The 23163-nt window shown below is 72.5% G+C and carries 18 protein-coding genes and 1 tRNA gene; 10 read left to right on the top strand and 9 right to left on the bottom strand.

Annotated features, from left to right (window positions below; translation table 11 throughout):
* Nucleotides 1-130: 130 nt before the first annotated feature.
* The gene (locus ABT008_RS24500; RefSeq protein ID WP_350698775.1) at nt 131-1849 is read left to right on the top strand and encodes an MmpA family trehalose lipid delivery protein; all 1719 of its coding nucleotides are present in this window, start codon (nt 131-133) and stop codon (nt 1847-1849) included.
* A complete protein-coding gene (locus tag ABT008_RS24495; RefSeq protein WP_161594961.1) occupies nt 1846-2007 on the top strand; it encodes a hypothetical protein in 162 nt (53 codons plus the stop codon). Before ABT008_RS24500 ends, ABT008_RS24495 begins: the two co-directional genes overlap by 4 nt.
* 60 nt (nt 2008-2067) lie before the next feature.
* Here ABT008_RS24495 and ABT008_RS24490 read toward each other — a convergent pair whose 3' ends face one another.
* Nucleotides 2068-3228, bottom strand: coding sequence for a glycosyltransferase family 4 protein (locus ABT008_RS24490; RefSeq protein ID WP_350698774.1), 1161 nt, complete (start codon nt 3226-3228; stop codon nt 2068-2070).
* A gap of 246 nt (nt 3229-3474) precedes the next feature.
* Between ABT008_RS24490 and ABT008_RS24485 the strand changes: the two genes are divergently transcribed.
* The 4 genes from ABT008_RS24485 (at nt 3475) to pgfA (ending at nt 11391) form a co-directional block, all read left to right on the top strand.
* A complete protein-coding gene (locus tag ABT008_RS24485; RefSeq protein ID WP_350698772.1) occupies nt 3475-5142 on the top strand; it encodes a substrate-binding and VWA domain-containing protein in 1668 nt (555 codons plus the stop codon).
* Nucleotides 5143-5147: 5 nt separating this feature from the next.
* Complete coding sequence (locus tag ABT008_RS24480; protein WP_350698792.1) at nt 5148-9368, top strand: alpha-(1->3)-arabinofuranosyltransferase domain-containing protein; 4221 nt, start codon at nt 5148-5150, stop codon at nt 9366-9368.
* The gene (locus tag ABT008_RS24475) at nt 9365-10186 is read left to right on the top strand and encodes a class I SAM-dependent methyltransferase (protein ID WP_350698771.1); all 822 of its coding nucleotides are present in this window, start codon (nt 9365-9367) and stop codon (nt 10184-10186) included. The genes ABT008_RS24480 and ABT008_RS24475 overlap by 4 nt, the downstream gene beginning before the upstream one ends.
* A 65-nt stretch (nt 10187-10251) precedes the next feature.
* Entirely contained in the window at nt 10252-11391 is a 1140-nt protein-coding gene (gene pgfA, locus ABT008_RS24470) for a cell envelope lipid trafficking protein PgfA (RefSeq protein WP_350698769.1), read from the top strand.
* Between the two features lie 58 nt (nt 11392-11449).
* Here the strand turns inward: pgfA and ABT008_RS24465 are convergent, their stop codons facing one another.
* The 4 genes from ABT008_RS24465 to ABT008_RS24450 all read right to left on the bottom strand — a co-directional run bounded on the left by ABT008_RS24465 (nt 11450) and on the right by ABT008_RS24450 (nt 18105).
* Nucleotides 11450-13120, bottom strand: coding sequence for a DUF885 domain-containing protein (locus tag ABT008_RS24465; RefSeq protein WP_350698768.1), 1671 nt, complete (start codon nt 13118-13120; stop codon nt 11450-11452).
* Nucleotides 13121-13183: 63 nt separating this feature from the next.
* Nucleotides 13184-14242 (bottom strand): PHP domain-containing protein, encoded by a 1059-nt coding sequence (locus ABT008_RS24460; RefSeq protein ID WP_350698767.1) that lies wholly within the window; start codon nt 14240-14242, stop codon nt 13184-13186.
* Between the two features lie 71 nt (nt 14243-14313).
* A complete protein-coding gene (locus ABT008_RS24455; RefSeq protein ID WP_350698765.1) occupies nt 14314-17235 on the bottom strand; it encodes a glycosyl hydrolase in 2922 nt (973 codons plus the stop codon).
* A gap of 168 nt (nt 17236-17403) precedes the next feature.
* The gene (locus ABT008_RS24450) at nt 17404-18105 is read right to left on the bottom strand and encodes a M23 family metallopeptidase (RefSeq protein WP_502890502.1); all 702 of its coding nucleotides are present in this window, start codon (nt 18103-18105) and stop codon (nt 17404-17406) included.
* A 124-nt stretch (nt 18106-18229) separates the two neighbouring features.
* On the opposite strand from ABT008_RS24450, the gene ABT008_RS24445 reads away from it, so the two are divergent.
* From ABT008_RS24445 to ABT008_RS24435, 3 genes are all read left to right on the top strand, one after another.
* Nucleotides 18230-18571 carry a hypothetical protein gene (locus tag ABT008_RS24445; protein ID WP_350698761.1) on the top strand — a complete coding sequence of 114 codons (342 nt, stop codon included), beginning with the start codon at nt 18230-18232 and terminating at the stop codon, nt 18569-18571.
* Between the two features lie 430 nt (nt 18572-19001).
* Nucleotides 19002-19532 (top strand): tRNA adenosine deaminase-associated protein, encoded by a 531-nt coding sequence (locus ABT008_RS24440; RefSeq protein ID WP_350698759.1) that lies wholly within the window; start codon nt 19002-19004, stop codon nt 19530-19532.
* Nucleotides 19522-20229 carry a nucleoside deaminase gene (locus tag ABT008_RS24435; protein ID WP_350698757.1) on the top strand — a complete coding sequence of 236 codons (708 nt, stop codon included), beginning with the start codon at nt 19522-19524 and terminating at the stop codon, nt 20227-20229. The genes ABT008_RS24440 and ABT008_RS24435 overlap by 11 nt, the downstream gene beginning before the upstream one ends.
* A gap of 131 nt (nt 20230-20360) precedes the next feature.
* Here ABT008_RS24435 and ABT008_RS24430 read toward each other — a convergent pair whose 3' ends face one another.
* The 3 genes from ABT008_RS24430 to deoD all read right to left on the bottom strand — a co-directional run bounded on the left by ABT008_RS24430 (nt 20361) and on the right by deoD (nt 22370).
* Nucleotides 20361-20825 carry an acyl-CoA thioesterase gene (locus ABT008_RS24430; protein WP_350698755.1) on the bottom strand — a complete coding sequence of 155 codons (465 nt, stop codon included), beginning with the start codon at nt 20823-20825 and terminating at the stop codon, nt 20361-20363.
* Nucleotides 20825-21460, bottom strand: a complete 636-nt coding sequence (locus ABT008_RS24425) for a TetR/AcrR family transcriptional regulator (RefSeq protein WP_350698754.1) — start codon at nt 21458-21460, stop codon at nt 20825-20827. Before ABT008_RS24425 ends, ABT008_RS24430 begins: the two co-directional genes overlap by 1 nt.
* Nucleotides 21461-21662: 202 nt before the next feature.
* Nucleotides 21663-22370 carry a purine-nucleoside phosphorylase gene (deoD, locus tag ABT008_RS24420; protein ID WP_350698752.1) on the bottom strand — a complete coding sequence of 236 codons (708 nt, stop codon included), beginning with the start codon at nt 22368-22370 and terminating at the stop codon, nt 21663-21665.
* Nucleotides 22371-22445: 75 nt separating this feature from the next.
* Between deoD and ABT008_RS24415 the strand changes: the two genes are divergently transcribed.
* A tRNA-Ser gene (locus tag ABT008_RS24415) sits at nt 22446-22532 on the top strand.
* 132 nt (nt 22533-22664) lie between these two features.
* Here the strand turns inward: ABT008_RS24415 and ABT008_RS24410 are convergent.
* Nucleotides 22665-23159 carry a hypothetical protein gene (locus ABT008_RS24410; RefSeq protein ID WP_350698790.1) on the bottom strand — a complete coding sequence of 165 codons (495 nt, stop codon included), beginning with the start codon at nt 23157-23159 and terminating at the stop codon, nt 22665-22667.
* Nucleotides 23160-23163 lie beyond the last annotated feature (4 nt).

Below are 23163 nucleotides of genomic sequence, written 5' to 3'. Positions count from 1 at the left end.
GATTGCCACACCGGGTATGTCGCCCCCATCAGGCCAACGGATGGTTCGACGGCCGCTGCTGCGACGGGCCGCGTACAGTGGCCGCCACCAGCGTGGCCGATGCCGCGCCCGGCTGTGATGGGGTCGACGGATGCGGGAACGGCTGGTGCCGCACGCGGTGGCGGCCTCCGTCGTGGCGGTGGTGCTCGCGCCGCTCGCCCGGCCCGGCTACGTGTTGCGGTACGATATGGTGTTCGTGCCTCGGCAGACGTCGAGTTGGGAGCTGATCGCTCCGGCCACCGCGTTGCCCCGGGCCGTCCCGCAGGACGCGCTGGTGGCGTTGGCTAGTCAGCTGGCCCCGGGATGGTTGCTGCAACGGCTGGTCCTGGTGGCGATCCTCTATCTGGCCGCGCTGGGTGCCGCGCGGCTCGTCCCGACCGAGCGGGTGGCGGTACGGGCGGTAGCCGCACTCGGGTACGCCTGGACCCCGTTCCTGGCCGAGCGGTTGCTGATCGGACAGTGGGGGTTGCTGGTCGCGTACGCGGTGCTGCCGTGGCTGTTGCGGGCGGCGATCGGGGTGCGGGCGGGTGAGCGGTACGCCCTGCATCGCCTGCTGCTGTGCGTGGCGGCCTCGGCGATCACGCCGACCGGTGGGCTGCTCGCGCTGGTCGTGTCGGCGGTGTTGCTGGTGGGGCGGTATCCGGGGGCGATCCGGGCGGCGTCGACCGGGCTGGGCGTGGCGGTGCTGCTGAACGCGCCGTGGCTGGTGGCGGGGGTGGCCGGGGCGGGCGACGCGCGCTCCGATCCGGCCGGGGTCGCCGCCTTCGCCGCGCGGGGCGAGAACTGGGCCGGCCCGTGGGCGGCGCTGGCCGGCACGGGCGGTATCTGGAGCGCCGATGCCACTCCGGCGTCCCGGGCGAGTTGGCTGGTGCCGCTGGCCACCGTGCTGGTGCTGGCGGTCGCCGGGTACGGCGTACCCCTGCTGCGGCGTCGGTGGGCCACCCCGATCGTCGCGCGTCTCGGTGTGCTGGCCGTGGGGTCGTGGCTGGTCGCGGCGCTCGGCGTGCTGCCCGGCGGGGCGGCGCTGCTGCGGTGGGCGGTGGCCGAGGTACCCGGCGCCGGCCTGGTCCGGGACGGGCAGAAGCTGCTGGTGCCGTACGTCCTGGCGTTGGCCCTCGCCGTGGCGTTGGGGGCGGAGCGGGCCGCCGGGCACCTGACTGCCCGGTTCGACGCCGCCACCGGGCGGGTGTTCCTGGTCGGTGCGGCGTTGCTGCCGGTGGCGGTCCTGCCCGACCTGGCGTTCGGTGCTGCCGGTCGACTTCGTCCGGTGAGTTGGCCGGCCGACTGGACGACGGTGAGCCGGTTGGTCGCCGAGCGTCCGGGTGAGGTCGTCTCGTTGCCGTTCCAGCAGTACCAGATCTATGCCTGGAACGACGGTCAGGTGGTGATCGATCCGGCGCCCCGCTATCTCGGTGTGCCGGTGCTGATCGACGACACGCTACGGGTGGGCCCCACCTCGGTCGCCGGTGAGGACTCCCGGGCGGCGCGGCTGCGCGAGGTCCTGGCGGCCGGGCAGCCGGTGGCGTCGACCAACCCTCGTTGGGTGCTGGTGCAGCGGGCGGCCGGGCCGCCGCCGGACCCGGTCACGCTGGACGGCCTGCGCCAGCGGTTCGCCGGGACCGAGATCACCCTGTACGAGAATCCGATGTGGACCGCTCCGCCCGAACCGGCCCGGCCGGGGCCGGTCGGCCTGGCCCATCTGCTGGCCGCGACGGCGCTGCTGGCCGTCGGTCTTTCGGGCACTGCGCAATGGTGCTACCGCGTGGTAACGTCCCGGCACGCGAGTCCCGCGGAAGGAGAAGGTGGATGAAGAACCTGCCTGCGTTCATCGCCGTCGGGGTACTCGGAATCGTGCTCGGCATGCTCGGCAGCGTCGGTCTGACGAACGTGCTCAGTCCGTCCGCCAAGGAGGCCGCGAACTCCACGGTGAGCGAGCAGACCGAGGCTCCCCTCTACGGCACCCGCTGACCTGAGAACGTCCGCCGGGGTGTCCGCGTCTGCGGGCACCCCGTCACCGTGCCCGGCTTCTCAACCGGTGGCAGCGGTCGCCCGCGCCACCAGCCGCGCGAACCGCGCCCCGGTCGCGGCCCAGGTGAAGCGGGCGGCGTGCACCAGTGCGGCCTCGCCCATCGCCTTGCGCCGGACATCGTCGCCGAGGAGTTCGCGGACCACTGCGGTGAACTCCTCTTCGTCGTCGACCAGCAGGCCGGTCCGGGTGTCGACCATCGCCTCGGCGACGCCACCGGCATAGCGGAACGCCACCGTCGGTGTGCTGCGCGCCGCCGCCTCCACGATGGTCAGCCCCCACCCCTCCTTGAGCGAGGGGGCGAGGGCGAGCCAGGCCGAGCAGAGCAGCGCGTGCTTCTCCTCCTCGCTGACGAACCCGGCGAACCGCACCTGGTCGGTGATGCCGAGCAGGGCACACAGCTCCCGCAACGGCTCCTCCCACCAGCCCTGCCCGGCCACCACCAGTTCGAGTTCGGGCAGCTCCCGGGCGAGTTCGGCGACCGTACGCAGGGCGATCTCCACCCGCTTGTGCGGGACCAGGCGGCCGAGCACCAGGAGCGAGGGGTGCGGCGTACGCGGCCACGCCGGGCCGATCACCGGCGGCGTGCCGTTGGGCACCACGTCGATCCGCTCCGCGGTCACGCCCAGCGTGGTCAGCTCGGCCCGGCTGGCCTCCGAGACGGTGACGTACCGGCAGCCCCGATAGAGCCGCACCGCCAACCAGGACTCGATCCACCAGCCCAGCCGGGCCATCCACGGGCCGAACACCACCGGCCACTGCTCCCGGTGCACGTGGTGCACCAGCGCGATGACCGGCCGTCCGGCGTAGAGCGGGGCGAAGAAGGGCACCCCGTTGCACACGTCGACGACCAGGTCCGGCCGACCCAGCCGACGACGGCTCAGCGGCCCCAGCCCGAACCGGCCGGCGATGCAGGTCAGCGCCGCGCGAAGGTAGACGGTCATCCGGGTGCCCCGGCGCAGCACGCGGACCCCCGATTCGGTGGTGCCGGACGCGGCGGCGGCACCGTGGGCGGCGCAGAACAGGGTCACCCGGTGACCCACGGCGACCAGTTCGGCGGCGATGCGCTCGATGTAGACCTCCGACCCGCCACCTTCCGGGTTGGTGGTGTCGCGCCAGTTGAGGAACAGAACGTGGCGGGAGGGGATGCCGATGGTGTCCACGCTGCTCCTACTGGTGAGTAACTGAGCACGATCGCGCCACCCTAGGACCGCTCGGCCCGAGTGCGCAATGGGCAGTTCCGGCCGTGACGGCCCATGCCCGTCCATCGATCGGGGGTTTGCCGACGGACGGAAACCTTGGCAGGGTGTGCAGCGCAACCGCCCGCGATCGCCGAGTCCTTCGCTCGTGGTGGCGTTGCGACCTGCGTCGAAGGGTGGGCGCAGGGCTGACGAGGAGGTGAGGCCGCGGTGGTGGCCGACCGTCCCGCGCCGACGCGGGCCCCGTTCCGCCGCTCGCCGGTGGTGCTGCTCAGCGCCGCACTGGCGGTGGTGCTGGCCGGTTGGGCGGCGGTGGCCCACGTGCGTGCCGACCGGGGCACACCGACCTGCGTCGAACAGGTCCGGCTGCGCGTGGCGGCCGCTCCGCTGATCGCTCCCGCGCTCGACCGGGTGGCGCGGGTGAGGGCCGGCAGCCAGCCGTGCGTCTCCGTCGAGGTACGCACCTCGGAGTCGGCCGTCGTCGCCCGCGACCTCGCCGACGGCGCGGAGGTGGCCGAGGTCTGGGTGCCCGAGTCGACCTTCTGGCTGCGCCGGGCACGGGCGGCGGGTGCCTTCGAGGTCGCCGGACAGGGCACCTCCATCGCGAGCACTCCGGTGGTGCTCGCGGTGCCCGATCGGCTCGCCCGCCGCTCGGGTTGGCCGGACGATCGGCCCACCTGGGCGGCGTTGATCGGGTCCACGGCACGCGAGGTCCAGGTGGGTGTGCCGGACCCGGCGGTCGACCCGGTCGGGTCCGCCGCCCTGCTCGGCGTACGGGTGCTGGCCGACGAGAACCGGGACTCGGCCGCGACCACGACCGCCACCCTGCGCGCCCTCGCGAAGCGGACGTTCAGCCCGGAGTCGCCGGACGGCTCGCTCACCCCGGACCGACGGCTGCCCGGTGGCGTCGACGCCGTCGTGGCGAGCGAACGGGCCGTCCGCGAGCACAACGCGTTGGCCGGCACCGACAAGCTGGTCGCGGCGTACCCGGAGATCGCCGTCCCCTGGCTCGACCTGCCGTACGTGGTGCTGCCCGCCACCCAGGGACGGGCGCGGGACGCCGCCGCCGGATTCCTCACCGGTCTGCTCACCCCGACGGCACAGCAGGTGTTCACCGGCTACGGGTTCCGCACCGCAGCGGGTTTCCCGCCGGCGGTGCCGGACGACGGCCGGTTGCTGGGGGAGGAGCGGCGGCCGGTCCCGCTGCCCGCCGAGGAAACGGTCACCGAGGTGCTGACCGGCTGGAGCGGCGTGCAGCGCAGCGGCCGGATCCTCACCCTGCTGGACATCTCCGGCTCGATGGCGGCGCAGGTGCCCGGTGAGGGCAGCCGGCTGGAGGCCACCGTCCGGGCCGCCGAGGAGGGGGCCGCGCTGCTGCTCGACAACAGCGAACTCGGCATCTGGACCTTCTCCACCAAGCTCGACGGCGACCGCGACTACCGGGAGATCCTGCCGGTGGGCCCGCTGGGTCCGCAGCGGCGACTGCTCGCCGAACGGTTGGCCGCCGTCCGGGTCGAGCCGCAGGGCGGGACCGGACTGTACGACAGCACGCTGGCCGCGTACCGGGACGCCCGCCGCAACTGGACACCCGGCCGCATCAACCTGGTGCTGGTGATGACCGACGGTCGCAACGAGGACGACGACAGCATCAGCCGGGCGGAGCTCCTCACGCAGCTGAGGCGGTTGCAGGAGCCGCGCCAACCGCTGCCGATCATCTTCATCGGACTCGGTGAGGACGTCGACCCCGCGGAGCTGAGGGCGATCGCGGAGGCGACCGGGGGACGGGTGTTCGTGACCAGGCAGCACGGCGGGATACGCCGCATCTTCTTCTCGGCCCTGGCCGACCTGGGCTGCCAGCCCCCGGAGTGCCGTAGGTGAGCCGGATGCTGTCGGTGCTGCGCCGCTCGCCCGGCACCACGCTGTCGATGCTGCTGCTCACCGTGATCGCCTTCGTGCAACGGCCCGGCCAGGTCACCTTCGACACCAAGCTCGACCTCGCCGCCAACCCGATCCACTTCATGGCCCGTGCGTTGCACCTGTGGAATCCGGAGGCCACCTCAGGAGAACTGCAGAACCAGGCGTACGGCTACCTCTTCCCGATGGGACCGTTCTTCGCCGTCGGGCAACTGCTGTCGGTGCCACCGTGGATCACCCAGCGGCTGTGGACGGCGCTGCTGCTGGTCGCCGCGTTCTACGGGTTGCTGCGGCTGGCCCGCGCGTTGGGGATCGGCAGCGAACCGACCCGGTACGCGGCGGCACTCGGCTACGCACTCGCCCCCCGCATCCTGACCGAGGTCGGGGCGCTCTCCTCGGAGACGCTCGCCGCCTCGATGCTGCCCTGGGTGCTGCTGCCGCTGGTCACCGTCCACCGGATCGGCTCGCCACGGCGGGCCGCCGCCCTCTCCGCGCTGGCGGTGCTCGGGATGGGCGGGATCAACGCGGCCGTGGTGCTGCTGGCACTGCTCCTCCCCGGAATGTGGCTGCTCACCCGCCGCTGGGACGCCGCACATCGACGCCTGGTCGTCTGGTGGTGCGTCTGCGTGCTCGGGGTCTGCCTGTGGTGGATCGTGCCGCTGCTGCTGCTCGGCCAGTACAGCCTCCCGTTCCTCGACCACATCGAGTCGTCGACCACGACCACGGCGGTCGTCTCGCTGTTCCAGGCGGTGCGCGGCACCAACCAGTGGGTGGCGTACATCGTGCAGGGCGAGCCCTGGTGGCCCGCCGGATGGTTGCTGATCGACCATCCCGTGCTGATGACGCTCACCGCGGTGATGGCGCTGATCGGCCTGGCCGGGTTGGCCGGCAACCTGCTGCCCGAGCGGCGGTTCCTGGTGGCCGGCTTCCTGGCCGGGCTGACCCTGCTCACCGTCGGCTACGTCGGCGCGCTCGACAGCCCGATCTCCGAGCAGGTGCGCGGCCTGCTGGACGGTCCGCTGGCACCGTTGCGGAACGTCCACAAACTCGACCCGGTGTTGCGGCTGCCGCTGATGCTCGGTTTCGCGCACGGGGTCGCCGCAGCGGCCACCCGACTGCACCACGCGCTGGCCCGGCGTCGGCCCGGGCTCCGGCTCCGGCCGCTGGTCTTCGCCCCGGTGCTGCTGCTCGTGCTCGGGGCCGCCGCGCCCGCCTGGCTGGGCCTGCTGCGGCCCGGTCCCGGCTGGTCCGACCTGCCACCGCACTGGCGTTCGGCGGCGACCTGGCTCGCCGACCGCGACGCGATGGCCCGGACACTCGTGGTGCCGGGCACCAGCTTCGGGCAGTACCAGTGGGGACGCACGGTCGACGAGCCGTTGCAGGCGTTGGCCGGGGCGCCGTGGGCGGTACGCCACCAGGTCCCGCTCGGTTCGGCCGGCAACACCCGGATGATGGACACCGTCGAGGAGGCCCTGGCCAGCGGTCGAGGCTCGGCCGGGCTGGCCGACCTGCTCGCCCGCTCCGGTTTCCGGCACCTGCTGCTGCGCAACGACATCGACCGCCCCCAGGTCGACGCGCCACCGGTCGCGGTGCTGCGCCGGGCTCTTGCCGAGTCACCGGGCATCGCCCGGGTGGCGAGCTTCGGCACCGCCGACGTGCTGGCCCGCACCTGGAGCAGCCCCGTCGACGATCCGGCCGGCACCCTGCCGGCGGTCGAGGTGTACGAGGTGCAGCGGCCGGTCTCCGCCGCCTCGGCGGTGCTCACCGCCGACGTGCCCACGGTCAGCGGCGGCCCCGAATCGCTGCTGCCCCTGTTGGAGCAGCGGATGGTGGAACGGGACCGGCCGGTGGTGCTCGCCGGTGACCGGGAGCAGTATCCCGACGCCACCGGTGACTCCTGGATCGTCACGGACGGGTTGCGGCGCCGCGAACGGGACATCGGCCGGGTGCGGGACAACCTCTCCCAGACGTTGGCCGCGAACGAGGAGGGGCGGCTTGGGCGGGTCGCCCTCGACCTGCTGCCCTTCGCCGCCGACCGGCACCAGACGACCGCCACCTACCAGGGCGTACGCGAGGTCAGCGCCTCCTCGGCGGTGAGTTTCGCGGACTCCTTCGGCCCGGCCGACCCCTCGCGCCTGCCGTTCGCGGCCCTGGACGGTGATCCCGGCACCGCCTGGCACTCGGCACCGCTGGGCGGCCCGATCGGTCAGTGGCTCCAGGTGGACCTGGACACACCGCGTCCGGTGGACAACGTACGTCTCGCGTTCGTCAGCGATCTCGCGGTGGGGTGGCCGGTGACCCGGTTCCGCCTCACCACCGACCGGGGCTCGGTGGACCACGAGGTGGCCCAGACCCTGGGTGCCCACTCGTATTACACCCTCCCCGGCTCGACGAGTCGGGTGCGGGTGACGGTGTTGCAGGTGGCCGAGGGTCGGCTCGACGGTGGTGTGGGCATCCAGGAGATGACCATTCCGGACACCGAGCCGCGACGTGGTCTGCGTGCGCCGACCGACCTGCCGGACACGACGTCCACGCCGGTCAGGTGGGCGTTCAGTCGGGGCACGACCCACCGGCCCGCGTGTCATCCGAGCCCGGCCGACGGCGCGGATCCGATGGCGGGCGACCGCGTGATCCGCTGCGACCGGTTCCTGGCCAGGGCCGGTGAGGAGCCGTCCGGCCTGGACCGGGTGTTCCGGAACCCGACGGCGGGCACCTACCGGATCCAGTTGCGGGCCGTGCCCCGGCCGGGCGGCGAGTTCGAGTTGCCGGACAGCGCGCTGACCGCCACCTCCTCGTCACAGCTCGGCGGCGACGCGGCGGTAGCGGCGTACGCGGCGGTCGACGGTGACCCGGGCACGGCCTGGCTCGCCGGTACCGACGACCTGCGCCCCACCCTGCGGCTGGGGTGGGCGGGGCAGCGCCGGATCGACGAGGTGCGGCTGCGCGCCGCCGACCTGCCGGTGGGCTCGCTACCGCGACGCGTCGAGATCCGCACCCCGGAACGCGAGGTCACGGTGCCGGTCGACACGGACGGTGTGGTCCGCTTCCCGGCGGTCCGCACCGACCGGATCGAGATCGTCGTGCTGGAGACCGAACACCGCGTCGCGGACGAGCGCGTGAACGGCTGGCCCGCCACCGCAGGCATCGCGGAGGTGGAGATCCCGGCACTGACCGACCTGCTCACGCCGATCACCGCCGACGCCCTGGTGGTCGAGGGCTGCGGCGACGGTCCGACCGTCGAGATGGACGGCTTCCGCTACCGCACCTCGGTGACCGCCAGCCTGGCCGACATACGGGCCGGGCGGCCGGTGCCGGTGCGGATCTGCGGCGAGGACGGTGCGGTCCTGGACCTGCCCGCAGGCGGCCACCGGCTGGTGACCTCGCCGTCGGCCGGGTTCGTCGTGCAGGACGCGACGCTGCGGCCGGAGGGCGACGTGGCCGTCGCGCCACGGCACCGCGAGGTCGAGGTGGTCGACTGGGCGCCGACCGACCGCACGGTCCGGGTCGCGGCGGGCGAGCAGGCGCTGCTGGTGGTGCCGGAGAACGCGAACCCCGGCTGGACGGCCACGCTGGACGGTGAACGGCTGACCACCACCCGCGTCGACGGCTGGCAACAGGCGTGGGTGCTGCCGGCCGGCTCCGGCGGAGAGGTCCGACTCGTCTTCGCGCCCGACCAGCCGTACCGCGCCGGTCTGGGCGCGGGCGCGCTGACGGCGGCCGGCGTGCTGGTCCTGGCCGGGTGGCCGGTACGCCGCAGGCCCGTGCCCGACGCCGACGTGCCGCGCGGCGTACCCGCCGAGACGTCTGCCTGGGCGATCGGAGCGCTGCTGCTGGCGCTGCTCGTCTTCCTGGGCGGGGTGTTGCCGGTGGCCATCGTGCTGGCCGCGATGGTGCTCCGCCAACTGGCCCCGCGTGCCCTGCCGGTGGTGGTGCTGGGCGGATTGACCGTGGCCACGGCGGTCGCGGTGACCGGCCGGTTGCAGGGCCACGGACAGGACTGGGCCTACGGCACGTGGGTGCAGGCGGCGATGCTGGTCGCGATCGGCGCGGTGGTCGCCGCAGTGGTGCCGGTCCCCGGGATGCGTGCCGCGCCACCCGTACCGGATGATGCGACGCCGGACACAGCGACCGCGTCGCCCGGCGTGAGCGATGTCGGCAGCGAGGGCGAGAACGGGACGGTGACACGGTGACTGCGCTGGACGACCATACGCGGCGGGCGGCGCTGCGCCGCTTCGCGACCCTGCGGCGCTCGGTGACGCTGTTCCGGGCCTTCCTGGTCGAGCAGACCGATCCCGACCACTTCTACGGACTGCTCGCCGCCGACTCGGTACGCCAGGTCTCCGGCTACACGGAGTTGGCCGGGCGGACGGTGCTCGACGTGGGAGGCGGACCGGGGTACTTCGCGACCAGTTTCCGTGCCGCCGGGGCGTGGTACGTCGGGTTGGACCCGGACGTGGGTGACTTCTCGGCCGGCGGCGAGACGGTGTCGGGGATGCTGCGGGGCAGCGGCACGGCGCTGCCGGTGCGGACCGGCAGCGTGGACGTGACGTTCTCGTCCAACGTGGTGGAACACGTCGCGGATCCCCCGTCGATGCTCGACGAGATGGTACGGGTGACCAGACCGGGCGGGCTGATCTTCGTGTCGTACACGCCCTGGCTGTCGCCGTGGGGCGGGCACGAGACCGCGCCGTGGCACTGGCTCGGCGGGCACCGGGCGCGTCGCCGTTACGAACGACGCCACGGGCGACCGCCGAAGAACCGCTTCCAGGAGACGCTCTTCCCGGTCTCCATCTCGGACACGCTGCGATGGGCGCGCGGTAACGGCGACGTCGACGTGGTCGACGCGTTGCCCCGCTACCACCCCTGGTGGGCGCGGTGGGTGATCCGGGTGCCGGGCCTTCGCGAGGTGGCGGCGTGGAACTTCGTGCTCGTCCTGCGACGGTCCGCTGGCAGACGATCCGACGAGGTGGCGAAATCGGGGCTGACCGGGGGTCGCGTTGCTATGTGACTTGGTAGTAACCTCGCGGCCACACTAATCGATGCCGACGAAAATTAGCTCCTCGGGGAGGAAACATGAAGCACCGCGCCGTGGGTGCTGTGCTGTTCGGCGGCGGCGTACTGCTCCTGGCGCTCGCCGCCGGGCTGGTGTTCGTCGTCAAACCCGCGATGACCAAGCTGCCCTACGACCTGGACTCCTCGACGTCGGTCGCCGAGGCCAAGAACGCCACCTTCCTGCAGATCACCAACGGCGCGGCGGCCATCAACCAGGCCGATCTCAAGTCGACCATCCTGGTCACCCCCGAGCGGGACAAGACGGCGGCGCTCAGCGGCGACCTGGCCGGTGACACGGTGGTCTGGCGAGTCGGTCAGACCGTCGACCGGACCGACACCAAGGAGCTGGTCAGCGCGTACGGTGCCGAGCTGGCGTTGGACCGGGTCTCCGGCGCCGCCGTCGAGTGGAGCGAGGGCTACCTCGACGACAGCGGCACCCAGGAGAAGGTCCCGTACGCGGGGCAGATCTACAAGTTCCCGTTCAACTCCGCCCAGACCGACTACGAGGTCTTCGACCGGGATCTGCGGCAGACCCGGGTGGCCGAGTTCAAGGGCACCGAGGACATCGACGGGCTTGAGGCGTACCGGTACGAGCAGGTCATCACCGACGAGAAGCTGCCGCTGCCGGCGGACCGGGTCGGCCTGCTGCTCGGTGCGCTCGCCCCCGGGTCGACCTCCGGCGACGTCGTCTACAGCAACATCCGTACGGTCTGGGTCGACCCGGTGACCGGCTCCTACCTCAAGGTGCGCGAGCAGCAGAAGAAGGTGCTGGTGCCGAACACCGGTGCCCAGGTGACGCTGCTCGACGCCGACTTCGCCTACAACGACGAGACCGTGGCGGCCTCGGTGGAGCGCGCCAAGGAGAGCCGGGGCCAGCTCACCATCCTCGGCGTGTACGCGCCCCTCGGGCTCGCCGTACTCGGTGTGGCGATGATCCTGGTCGGACTCCTGGTCTCCCGCGACCGGGGCCGGAGTGGCCCGACCGGTCGGCATGCCGCGACCTCGACGCCGACCCGGGTCGACCAGCCGGCGGTCCGCGACGACCAGCGGCAGAGCGGCCCGTTGTCCGACGAGATCCCACCGGCGTCGACCAACTGGAAATCCGACGAGCCCACCGCGCCGGGGCAACGCTCCGCGCGCAGCGACTCCGACAAGAACTGATCCCCGTACGCCGGAACGAACACGGGACGAGGGGCGACCCTCGTCCCGTGTTCGTCGCTCAGAGCCGGTCCAGCGCCCGGCGCAGCGGATCGAGCCCGAGAGCGCCCAGGTCGAGCGCCTGGCGGTGGAACTCCCGCAGGTCGAAGTCGGCGCCCTTGCGGACCTTGGCGTCCTCCCGGGCCTGGAGCCAGATCCGTTCGCCCACCTTGTACGAGGGCGCCTGCCCCGGCCAGCCCAGGTAGCGGTTGAGCTCGAAGCGCAGCATCTCGTCCGGCACCCGGCAGTGCGCCCGCAGGAACTCCCACCCCAGTTGCGGCGTCCAGCGCTCGCCGGGGTGGAAGTCGAACGGGTTGTCCGCCGGGATCTCCAGTTCGAGGTGCATGCCGATGTCGACGATCACCCGGGCGGCCCGGAACGCCTGGCCGTCCAACATGCCGAGCTTGTCGCCCGGGTCCGCCAGGTAGCCCAGCTCGTCCATCAGGTTCTCGGCGTACAGGGCCCAGCCCTCGCCGTGGCCGGAGACCCAGCAGAGCAGCCGCTGCCAGCGGTTGAGCAGCTCCGCGCGGACGGCGGTCTGCCCCACCTGGAGGTGATGGCCGGGCACCCCCTCGTGGTAGACCGTGGTCACCTCCCGCCAGGTGGAGAACTCGGTCAGGTCCTGCGGTACCGCCCACCACATCCGGCCCGGTCGGCTGAAGTCCTCGCTCGGACCGGTGTAGTAGATCGCGCCGTCACTGGTCGGCGCGATCATGCACTCGATCCGCCGGACCTGCTCCGGGATGTCGAAGTGGGTGCCGTTCAGGTCGCTGATCGCCTGCTCGGCCAGCCCCTGCATCCAGTCGCGGAACGCCTCCTTGCCCCGGATCGTGCGGGCCGGGTCGGCGTCCAGCTTGGCCACCGCCTCGTCGATCGTGGCACCCGGCCCGGCGATCTGCGCCGCCACCGTCCGCATCTCGGCTTCCAGGCGGGCCAGTTCCGCGAACCCCCAGGCGTACGTCTCGTCCAGGTCGACCCGGGCGCCGAGGAAGTACTGCGAGGCCAGCTCGTAGCGGTCCCGCCCGGCGGCCTGCTTCTCCCGGCCGTGCGGGGCCAGCTCGGCGCGCAGGAAGTGCCCGAACTCGGCGGTCGCCGCGGTGGCCGCCGCCGCGCCCCGGCGCAACTCCGCGTCGAGGGCACCGTCGGCACCCAGCCGCTCGACGAGCCCGTGGAAGACGTTGTCGCCGTCCGGGTCCACCCAGGTGTCGCACTGCTTGGCCACCTCGAGCAACTGCACCCGCGAGCTGACGTGTCCGGCGGCGGCCGCCTCGCGCAGCGTGGTCTTGTAGGACTCCAACGCGCCGGCGAAGAGGTTCAGCCGGGCGGCGATGTCGGCCTGCGCCTGCTCGCCCTCCTGCGGCATCAGGTCGAAGACCATCCGGATCTCGTGCAGCCCGGAGGTGATGACGCTGACCTCGCTGCTCGTCTCGCCGCTGTCGTAGCGCGCGAGGTCCAGGCCGAGCCGCTCCTGCATCGCCTCCTGGGCGGTGCGTTCGGCCTCCGACTGCGGCTCGACGGCGTCGAGTTCGGTCAGGGTGCGCCGGCTCAGGTCGGCGCGGGCGGCGTACCCGTCGGGTGACAGGTCGTCGAGCTGGTCGTCGTGCCCGGAGATGCCGACCATGGTCGCGCCGGCCGGACTCAGCGCCGCCCAGTCGGCGACGTACCGGTTCGCGAGGTCATCGATTCGTCCCACGCAGCGAACCCTACGTGACCCGTACGTCTGTGATGTCGGCCCTGCTCGCCGTGTCCGACCGGCTCAGCCGTGGGTCCAGGCGATCAGGTCGTCCGCCGACCAGCCGTTGACCACCCGGTCGACGGGTACGCCGCAGCGGGCCGCCCGCTCGCAGCCGAAACGCTGCCAGTCGAGTTGCCCCGGCGCGTGCGCGTCGGTGTTGATCGCGAACAGGCAGCCGGCCTCCAGGGCCCGCCGGATCAACCGCTTCGGCGGATCCTGCCGCTCCGGCCGAGAGTTGATCTCCACTGCGGTGCGGTGCTCCACACAGGCGGCGAAGACGGCATCGGCGTCGAAGTCGCTCTCCGCCCGGGTACGGGCCCGATGCCCCCGGTCACCGGGTCCGGTCACCCCCGCCGGACGCGACGACACCATGCGCCCGGTGCAGTGGCCGAGGATGTCCAGGTGCGGGTTGGCGACGGCGGCCACCATCCGGCGGGTCATCTTCGCCCGGTCGTCGTTGAGGCCGCTGTGCACCGAGCCGACCACCACGTCCAGCCGGGCCAGCAACTCCTCCTCCTGGTCGAGCGAGCCGTCGGCGAGGATGTCGACCTCGATGCCGGTGAGGATCCGGAAGCCCTCCGGCAGCGCCTCGTTGAGCTGCGCCACGTGGTCGAGCTGGCGGCGCAGCCGATCCGCGGTCAGTCCCCGGGCCACCTTCAACCGGGGCGAGTGGTCGGTCAGCACCAGATACTCGTGACCCAGCTCGACCGCCGCCAGCGCCATCTCCTCGATCGGTGACCCGCCGTCGGACCAGTCCGAGTGGGTGTGGCAGTCACCGCGCAGCGCGCTGCGCAACGCGGCGGCCTCGGCGTCCAGGTCGGTGCCCTCGGTGGCGACCAGCCGACGCAGGTAGACCGGTTCCTCACCGGCCAGCGACTCGGTGACGCACCGGGCGGTGACGTCGCCGACCCCGGCCAGCTCGGTGAGCGTGCCGCTGCGGGCCCGCTCGGCCAGCTCGGCGGCGGGCAGCGCGGCCAGTGCGTTCGCCGCCGACCGGAAGGCCCGGACCCGGTAGGTGGCCTCGTTGGCGCGCTCCAACAGGAACGCGATCCGGCGCAGATCAGCAACAGCGTCACGCATGTACTGCAAGCTACGCGTCCGCGCCGCCGGTCGGGGTGTGACCGGCGGCGCGGAGTGCGGGTGTCAGCGGATCAGGAGTACGGCAGGCGTACCACCGAGCGGTTGCCGACGCCCAGGGTGCTGGGGTTGTTGCCGATCGCGGACCAGACCTCCACCCGGACCGTGCCGCCGCGCAGGTTGCCGAGGCTGCCGGTGCTGGAGTGCAGTCCGGCCGCCTGGGTGTAGGTCTCCCAGCCGGGTACCGGGTCGGTGGCGAAGTAGCGGTACGTCTCCACCCGTTCCCAGCTCCCGTTACCGGTCAGGTCGTACGAGACGCGTACCTGCACCCCGTTGCCGACCGCGTTGCCGGCGTCGAGGAAGAGGTCGAACGCGGTCTGTCCGCCGGTGTGGTTGAGGTTGAGCCCGGTCGCGGTGAACACCGCCGGGTTGGTCGGCGTGCCGTCCCGGTTGGTGCCGCCGGCACTGGCCACGGTCGTGGTCCCGGCGGTGCCGGCCGCCGCCAGTCCGCCGCCGGCGAGCAGGTAGCGGGTCGGCTGACCCGAGCCCGGCGGGTTCGTCGGGGTCGGCGTCGGGGTGGGCGTCGGAGTCGGGGTGGGCGTGGGGGTCGGCGTCGGGGTGGGCGTCGGGCCCGGCGGTACGCCCCCGCCGGCGCTGCCGCCGGTCCAGGTGTGCGCGCCACTGGTGGCGGTACGTCCGGCGGCAACCGTGAGCTGCGTACCGTCGGAGAACCGTACGGTCAGCGGGGTCGCGGAGATGTTGCTGGCCACGTAGGTGCGGGCGCCGTTGCGGTTGAAGACGGCGGCCAGCGGGTGGTCGGCGGTGATCCCGGTGTCGACCCGGCCCAGCCCGGCGAGGTTGCGGATCCAGTGGAAGGTGTGAGCCCGGCTCTCGCCCTCCTCCGGCGTGTAACCGGGGTTGGCGCGCAGTTTCGCCAGCGCCGAATCGGCGTCACCGAGGGCGAGGAACTGCCAGTGGATGTCCTGCCACACGGTGGGTTCGCCGCCGTTGTTGCGGACCAGCTCCTGGTACTTGATGGAGTTGTAGTTCGGGTGGTAGCCCAGGTACAGGTGGCCGCCGGTGATCGGCAGCAGGTTGATGCCCTGGATCATCTCCGGCTCGGCGCTGAACCAGGTGGCGTACGCACCGCCGTCGCCCCAGACCATGCCCACGTTCGAGTGCCCGAACCCGGCCGGGAAGTTCTCGTCGTTGACGTCGAACCAGTACTCGTGGATCGCCGCCGCCTGGGTGGTGTAGATGAAGATGCCGGCGTCCCGAACCGCGGTGTTGCCGGTGGCCTGCCCCCACTGGATCAGGGCGTTGGCGAAGTTCATCCCCTCGGACGACGACTCCTGGTTGTTGCCGCTGGCGAACGAGCCGTGCCCGGAGGCCCAGTCGTGCCCGGCGTAGATGTCGAAGTCCCGCAGGTACGGGAAGCGGGTGTCGTTCCGGTCGTAGTTGTTGGCGTCCCGGATCAGCAGGTCGATCATGCCGCCGTACTGGTCCTGTCGGGCCCAGGACGGGTCGAACTTGGCCAGCGTCGCGGCGGCGGCGATGTAGTAGCCGTAGTGGAAGTGGTGGTCGTTGAGCTCCTGGTCGGAGCCGTACGAGGCGGGGTAGCCGATCAGGGTGCCCCACCGCTGGTCGTAGTAGAAGAGGCGCTCGGTCTCGCCGGGTGAGGCGGTGAGCCAGTCGTTGAGCGTGGACCGGATGGCGTTCAGCGCCGAGGTGCGGGTCTCGGTGTCGCCGACCAGGTCGGAGATCTCGGCGATCCGGGCGGCCCGGCCGAGGCCCTTGCCGGTCCAGTAGGTGTCGCCGCCGCGCTGGTCCATCGGGTTGCTCCGGACCGCCGCGAGGTGCTGCCGCAGCGTGGTCAGGTCGGCACCGGCGCCGGTGGCGACCGCCGGCAGCTCGGGCAGTACGCCGTGGAACCGCATCGAGGTGCGGAACTCACCGACACCGGTGAGCACCTTCATCCGGCCGCGCGCCGACGGGTAGGTCGGTGCGATCGGGGTGGCGCCGGTCAGCGACTTCCACTGGTGCGGATAGAGACTCACCACGGTCCGCGTCTCGGTGCCCTCGCGCGGGGTGGTGGTGAAGGTGTAGCGGGTCTCCACCCGGCTGGTCGACTGGTTGTAGGTGTAGCCGACCCGGGTGCCGGTGACGTGGGCGTGCGCGTACTGGCCGTAGGTGGTGGCGAGCTGGGCGCGGGCCGTGGCGTCGGTGGTGGCCGGGAGCAAAGCGACCGAGAAGTAGCCGCGTCCGGCGAGGTTGGAGCTGATCCGGGTGCCGCTCACGGTCCAGGTGGCGCCGGACGGCGCGTACGCGACGTAGTCGTGGCCCCGGACGCTGAAGCTGATCCGGCCGGCGCTGTTGGAGAAGACCGTGAAGCCGCCGCCATTCGCGTTGATCACCGCGTCGCCGCCGGTGGTGCGGAAGTACGCGAACGGCAGGCCGTGACCGATGGTGGCGCGCAGGGTGCGGGTGCCGTCGCTCCAGTACGGGGTGACCGTCCAGTCCGTCCAGTCGGCGACCCGGACGAGCGGTGCGGCGAGGCCGGCCACGCCGACCCGGATGTCCTCGACGTAGGGGTACTTGTACTCGCCGACGCCGGTCGCGGTGCCGCTGATGGCGGCCACCGACTCGGCGGAGAAGCCGAGCCCGTCGGTGACCGGCCGGTAGGAGGCCGGGTGGGCGTGCAGCGGCTCGCTGAACGAACAGTTGAGCCGCTTCCACAGCAGCGAGGACCACCAGTCGTTGGTGGGGATCGGGCCCGGCGGCGCGTCGGCGGTGGCGAACTGCCGAGGGTTGGTGGTCATGTCGCCGCAGCCGCTGGGCAGCGGGCCGACAGGGGTGGTGGTGTAACTGCCGGCGCCGACGGGCGCGGCCTGCGCGGGGGAGGTGGCGGTGACGGCCAGCCCGCCGAGGACGAGAGCTGCGGCGGCGGTGGCGGCCAGCAGCCGATGACGGGTACGGCGTGGGACGGGAGGTCGCATCTTTCCTCCATGGCGCGCCGGTCGACGGCGCGTTTCGTCGTCGTTTGGGGGGTTGGTTCCATGAGAGAGCGCTCTCTCGTTGTTACGCGACGGTAGTTCACCGGCACGACCTGCGTCAATGTGTCGGACTTATGAAATGCGGATGACGCCGGACCGGACGTCTCCGGCTCAGCGCGCCGGCGGTCGCTCCGGGCAGCCGTTCTTGCGGTGCCACGCCGCCACCTTCGCCGCCGGCTCGCGGTTGCCGCCCTCGCGCCACGAGTCGAGGTACGGCGCCGGCCAGATCACGCCCCGGCGGATCCACCAGCCGTCCTCGCCCAGGCACGGCGGGGAGATGCCGAAGTGCAGGTGGCAGACGTTGTTGGCGTTCCCGGTCCGGCCCACGGTGCCGAGCTGCTGCCCGGCGCGTACCCGCACGCCCGGCGCGATGTCGTCGGCGATCTCGGTCAGGTGTGAGCCGTAGTAGCGCACACCGTCGTCACCGAGCACCGACACCGACAGGCCACCGTTGTACGGCCCCTGCGGCCCCTGCTTGTCGTACCGGTCCCGGCGGCTGACCTCGCCGATCGTGCCGTCGGTGACCGCCACGACGGGTTCGCCGCAGTCGGCGAAGATGTCGGTCCCCGGGTACGCCGAGTGGGTCGGATGGTAGGCCACCTTCGTCGCGCGTACCGGAAAGACGTGCCGGAGCCCGGCGCGGGTCGGACTCGCGGTCGCCGCCGGCTGGTCCGCGGTGTCCGGCGTCGCGCCGGTCGGTCCCGGCGCGTCCTGCGGCGGTGCCGCCTCGCCGATGATCGGCGGCGCGGGCGAGCCGGTCGGCGGCACCACGCGCGGGGGAGGGGGCGTCCCGCAGCCGGCGGCGGCGAGCATCGGCACGAGCAGCAGCGCGGCGTACGCGCGACGGCGTCCGATCGTCAGCGAGACCATCCGGCCATCCTGACAGGTATCGCCTACGGTGGGTGGACGACGTCCACGCGTGGGAGGAGTGGCAGGGATGATGCCGTACAGCCCCTCGGGCCTCTTCCCGTCCGGACGCCCGCCGCGCCCCACCTATCGCGAGCCGCACCCGGTCAGCGGCGCCGGTGTCGCGTCGGGAGCCGTCGGCGCGCTCGCCTGGCTGGGCCTGTTCGCCCTGCTCGGACGCAGCCTCGCCGGGTACGCCTGGTGGACCCTGCTCGCCGGTGGCGTGGCCTGGCTCGCCGCCCTGGTGCTGGTCCGCTTCGGCGACCGGGGAGCGGCCGCCGGCATCGCGATCGTCACCGCCGGAGGCTGGAGCATCGCCACCGTCGCGGTGGTCACCCGCTGGGCGGCCAGCGGCGACTGGCCGCTCTGGTAGCGCGGACGCCGGACCCGGCGCGACGGTGTCGAGCAGCGGCGACGGCCGCCACCGGCGGTGACTGCGCTGCGTTGTTGTGCAGGCACCGAAACCCGTCTTGACTCGGCCGCCGTGACTCGGCACGCTCCCGGTATGGCCTGGACCACTCCGCGGCTCGATCCGGATCGCAGCCGTCGCCGCATGCAGCTCCTGGCGCAGTTGGCGGACGCCCGCTCGGTGCGCGAACGCGAGCGGCCACAGCGGGCACGCACCGATCGGCTCCGCCAGCTGATCGCCACCCGCCGTCGCCTGACCGGCTGACCGGCGCCCGTCACTTTCCCCAGGAATGACCGGCCCTTCGGGGCGTTGACCGGTCGCCTGCCGACCCGACCGGCTAACGTGCACGCGTAACGGGTCGGCGTGTGCTGTGCCGAGGCTACTTGGGGGAACCGTGTCGTACTTCGCTGCGGCCGTCGTGCGCGAGAAGGGCGGCTGGACGGCCGCCGAGCTGAGTCTGCGGGGGGCCGCCGACGTCGACGAGGTGGCCGAGCGTCTCCGTGACCTCGCCCCCGACGCGGACCTGTCGCTGTTGTTCGTCGAGGCGGACGACACCTACCTGGTCATCCTTCGCCTGGACGAGGGCGAGGACCTGCGGGTCTTCGGCTCCGACTCGGCGTACGCCGAGGAGTCCCGGCTGGGCGGCCTGCTGGTCGGCGACCTCAAGACGTCGGTCACCGGGCTGGACGACACCGAGGAGGTACGCCCGGCGGCGACCAGCGGTGGCGACGACAACGAGCAACCCGCCGTCGACCCGGAGGCGGACCCGGTCGGCGAGGCGGACCTCCTCACCGACCTGGGCATCCCCGCGCAGCGGCTGCTCGCGCTCTGCGCCCACGAGGGCATGATGCCGGCCGACGTCACCGCCGAGGTGTGCCAGGTGCTCGGCTGCGTGGACGACGTCGAGGAGCTGCGTGAGGTCTGAGCCCGTCGAGGGCGCGCCGGGGTCCGGCGACGGTGGACCGGTCGACGCGACCGACCCGGCACTGGAGACGGTCCGGCCGGGCCAACCCACTCCCGGCGCGGTCGGCCGGGTGGGGCCGGGAGCGCACGAGGCGCTCGCCGATCTGACCGGCACCGGCCGACGACAGCGGCACGAACTCTGGATGCGTCGGGCGCTGGAGATCGCGGTGACCGGTTCTGCCGTTCCGGCTGCCGGCGTCGCACCCGTACCGGTCGACGCCGATGCGGATGAGGCCGACGCGGCCGTACCGGTCGACGCCGATGCGGCCGCACCGATCGACGACGTGCCGGTGGGCGCGGTGCTCTACGGGCCCGACGGCGCCGAGCTGGCGATCGGCCGCAACGAGCGGGAGCTGACCGGTGACCCGACCGCGCACGCCGAGGTGCTGGCGCTGCGCCGGGCCGCCCAGCGGCTGGGCCGGTGGCGGCTGGACGGCTGCACGCTGGTGGTGACCCTGGAGCCCTGCACCATGTGCGCGGGCGCGTTGGTGCTGGCCCGGGTCTCGACCGTGGTCTTCGGCGCGTGGGAGCCGAAGACCGGGGCCGCCGGCTCGCTCTGGGACGTGCTGCGCGACCGCCGACTCAACCACCGCCCCGAGGTCTACGGCGGCGTGCTGGAGGCGGAGAACGCCGCCGTCCTGCGCGCCTTCTTCCGCTGACGCTGCCGCGTGTCGCAGCCCGGTCGTGCGCTGCCACGTGTCGCGGTCCGGTCGTGCGCTGCCGCGTGTCGCGGTCCGGTCGTGCGCTGCGTGTCGCCGCTGATCGCCGTCGGGCGGTGCCGTCCGAGGCGTCAGGCCGGGGTCGGGCGGAGCAGCGTGTCGGCCACCGCCCGGGCCGCCTCCGTCCACGGTGTCGGGCGCATGGTCGCCGGGTCCAACCGGACGATGACCCGCCGCCCCTGGGCGTACGTAGTGGTGTCGTCGTCCAGGGAGTGGAACCGGAAGGCGTACACGGCGCTGCTGGTGCCGAAGTGCTCCAGCCAGAAGTGCACGGCGATCGGGCCGGTGCCGGTGACCGGCGCGCGGTAGGTGATGCTGAACTCGCGGACCGCGTGGAACACGTCCGGTGTGGTGGCCCGCCCGGCGCGGTAGGCCACCCCCCGATCCGACCAGTACGCGGTAATCGCCCGCTCCAGCAGCAACGCGTACCGGGCGTTGTGCAGCAGACCGAGCGCGTCGAGGTCGTCGAAGTGCACCATGGCCTGCCCGACGTGGCCGTACGTGACGGCGGACTGGTCGGCGAGGGCGTGTGTCATCAGGGGCCTTCCGGTAGCAGGGTGGGATCGGGGCACAGCGCCCGCAGACGGGCCAGTACGCCCCGGCGGGCGTGTCGATAGGTGGTGTCCGGGTCGAGCAGCCGCGAGCGCATCGCCGCCGCGATCCCGTACGCGTCGATCTCGTACGCCAGCAACGCGACGTCCAGGTCGGCGGGGAGTTCGCCCAGCTCGACGGCCTCCCGGACGAGCCGTTCCAGGAACGCCGTCCAGTCGGCGAAGACCTCGGCGAGGCGATCCCGGACCGGCCCCGGGCGGGCGTTGAACTCGAACTCGGTGGTGGCGAAGAAGCAGCCGCCGGGCAGCACCCGCGCGACGTAGAAGTCGATCCGTGCCTCGTGCAGCGCCCGGATGCGGCGTACGCCCCGGGGTGCGCGCAGGGCCGGCGCGACGATCCGTTCCTGCCACTGCGCGACCGCCCGATCGATGGTGGCGAGCTGCAGGGCCTCCTTGGACCGCCAGTGGGCGAAGAGGCCGGACTTGCTCACGCCGAGGGAGTCGGCGAGGTGCCCGAGGGAGAGGCCGTCGAGCCCGTTGGCGGAGGCCAGGCTGACGGCGGCGTCCAGCACTGCGGTGCGGGTGCGCTCACCACGGGCGAGCCGGCCGTCGACGGTCATACGGCGACCCTACTAAAGAAGACCGACCGGTCGTATTTATTTACGCGGTGACCATCGTCACCGGCCCTGACGTGCCGCGTCCCGCCACCGCGAGGCGGTGACGGGACGGTCGATGCGGCTGCCGCAGTGGCGGCGCTGGCGGCGGCGCGGTGCTGACGGCAGCGGCGCTAGGGCGGCGGCGTTGGATGCGGCGGCGCGGTGTTCAGGCGATGATCGTGTCCAGCGCGATCTCGACCATCTGGCTGAACGTCTGCTCACGCTCCTGCGAGGTGGTCTTCTCGCCGGTCTTGATGTGGTCGCTGACCGTCAACAGCGTCAACGCCCGCGCCTTGAACCGCGCGGCGATCGTGTACAGCGCGGCCGACTCCATCTCCACCGCCAGCACGCCGTACTGCGCCAGGCTGTCGTAGAGGTCCGGCCGGTCGGTGTAGAAGGCGTCCGCCGCCAGGATCGGCCCCACCCGCATCGCCACGCCGCGCCGCTCGGCCACCTCCACCGAGGTACGCAGCAGCCCGAAGTCGGCGACCGGGGCGTAGTCGATCAGCCCGTCGAACCGCATCCGGTTCATGTTCGAGTCGGTCGACGACCCGATCGCCGCGATCACGTCACGCAGCTTCAGGTCCTCGGTGAGGGCACCACAGGAGCCGACCCGGATCAGCGACGTCACGCCGTACTCGTTGACCAGTTCGTGCGCATAGATCGAGGCCGACGGCATGCCCATCCCCGAGCCCTGCACGGAAACCTCGACACCGTTCCAGCGCCCGGTGAAGCCCAACATCCCCCGAACCGTCGAGTAGCAGGTCGCGCCCTCGAGGTAGGTCTCCGCGATCCACTTGGCCCGCAGGGGGTCACCCGGCATCAGGACCCGCTCGGCGATCTCGCCCGGCTTCGCGCCGATGTGCGTACTCATGGCAGAGATCCTGCCAGGCCCACCTGCCCGGGACCGGTTCGGCGTCGGAACCGACAGTCCTGTACCCTCGTCGGCGGTGGCGTGTCCGAGTGGCCTAAGGAGCACGCCTCGAAAGCGTGTGAGGGTTTACGCCCTCCGCGGGTTCAAATCCCGCCGCCACCGCTCGTGAACACCGAGAACGCCCGGCACGATCCCAACGGATCGCACCGGGCGTTCTCGTGGTCGCCCCGACCGACACGAGATCTTGGTACGAAAGTGCCCCTCGGAGGGCGGATTCGTACCACGATCTAGTGCTCAGCAGGGGCCGTGGCCCTCGACGAAGAGGCGGTGCGCCCAGTCCGCGTACCCGGCGATGATCTTCTGGACCGTGTGGCCGTCGTGCAGGAACAGGTAGGCGCGGTCGCCGTCACGGGCGAGCAGGCCGTCGAAGCGGTGCGTTCCCGGCGGTGCGTGCAGCGCGCGTACCTCGGGATAACTGGTCCTGACCTCGGCGATCGGTGACCCGGCCGCGATCCCCTCCGGGGTGCGGACCGGGTCGCCGGCCCAGAGCAGGACCAGCCGGTCGTCGATGAAGACCGGGCTGATCATGTCGTGCCCGGCCAGCGTCGGACCGCAGGCGTCGACGTCGGTGCGGAGTATGCCGCGCCGGGCCAGATCGTCCTCCGTGTCGCCGAAGTCGACATCGGACAGTCCGTCGAGGTCGACGACGCTGGCCGCGGCGACCGGCTCGCGGACGGCGATGGTGTCCGGCGGCATGGGTCCGCTGCCCGAGATCGCGGCAGCAAGCAGCAGT

Source organism: Micromonospora sp. NPDC002389 (assembly GCF_040296095.1).
In the GTDB taxonomy this organism is placed as follows: domain Bacteria; phylum Actinomycetota; class Actinomycetes; order Mycobacteriales; family Micromonosporaceae; genus Micromonospora.
The sequence above is the reverse complement of the archived record's forward strand: the minus strand, read 5'-3'. Positions and strand labels throughout refer to the sequence as shown.